We start from the raw sequence: 1,211 nt of genomic DNA, 5'->3' as shown, positions 1-1,211 counted from the left end.
TATAATAATGACAAACCCAAAAGTAAAACCCTTAACTAACTTTCAGGAATCGGATTTTGAAGGATTGCGAGAAGAGCAACCCCTAACAGCAGCAGAATCCTATCAAGCATTACTGCGATCGCTGAGACGAAAAAATGGCTTTAATTTACTCTTTGTTCGCTGTTCTCCCGTGCAAGCTGATGAGATTATTCGGAGAGTCAGTCAAGATTTACCTAATAAAAATATTCAAGTCCTGCAGCTTGATTCAGAAACCGATAATTTGTATGAGAAAATTGTCGATTTACCAAATTATACCAATCTAAACATTCTTTTTGTGCGCGGTTTAGAAAATGCACTACTGCGCTACGAAGAAGCGGAAAGTGAAGGCTATTTCTTGTCGAGTCAAAGTCCGGTTTATGGGGGAACCTGGGCCGGAGTTCCTAAGATTTTAGGCTATTTAAACTTATCCCGTGAGCGATTTGAGCGGCAATTTCCCTTTACTTTAGTATTCCTATTGCCGGAATTTGCCTTGCGGTATTTTATTCGTCGTGCGTCGGATTTTTTTGATTGGTATTCGGGAGTTTATGAATTTCCGACGGATAAGGACATATTGGAAAGAGAAATTAGAAGACTGGTTTATTTAGACGGCGATCTCGATACCTATCAACAATTCACTCCCCAACAACGACAGGAAAAGTTAGCCGAAATTAAGGCCTATTTAAGCGATTCCCCATCTCTCGATCCTGTTCAAACATCTGAATTGTGGCATAAAAAAGGCTTAATTCATCAAATGGGAAAAGAATACGAACAAGCGATCGCATCTTACGACAAAGCTTTAGAAATTAAACCCGATGACCATGATGCTTGGAACTACCGAGGGGTTGCGTTAGATGATTTAGGCAGATTTGCAGAAGCGATCGCATCTTACGACAAAGCTTTAGAAATTAAACCCGATGACCATGAAGCTTGGTACGGCCGAGGGTTTGCGTTAGGTAATTTAGGCAGATTTGCAGAAGCGATCGCCTCCTTCGATCAAGCTTTAGAAATTAAACCCGATGACCATGAAGCTTGGTACAACCGAGGGTTTGCGTTAGATGATTTAGGCAGATTTGCAGAAGCGATCGCCTCTTACGACAAAGCTTTAGAAATTAAACCCGATGACCATGAAGCTTGGTACGGCCGAGGGTTTGCGTTAGGTAATTTAGGCAGATTTGCAGAAGCGATCGCCTCCT

General features: G+C 41.7%; 1 protein-coding gene. It reads left to right on the top strand.

Features of this window, described 5'->3' with window-relative positions; translation table 11 throughout:
- Positions 1-7 precede the first annotated feature (7 nt).
- Positions 8-1,211 (top strand): tetratricopeptide repeat protein (locus tag PX484_RS13730; protein ID WP_288104271.1); only part of this gene is annotated, 1,204 nt, incomplete at its 3' end.

It is taken from the genome of Microcystis sp. M49636_WE2 (genome assembly GCF_030065375.1).
In the GTDB taxonomy this organism is placed as follows: Bacteria; Cyanobacteriota; Cyanobacteriia; order Cyanobacteriales; family Microcystaceae; genus Microcystis; species Microcystis aeruginosa_C.
Note: the sequence above shows the minus strand (reverse complement) of the source record. Positions and strands in the feature narration are given on the sequence as shown.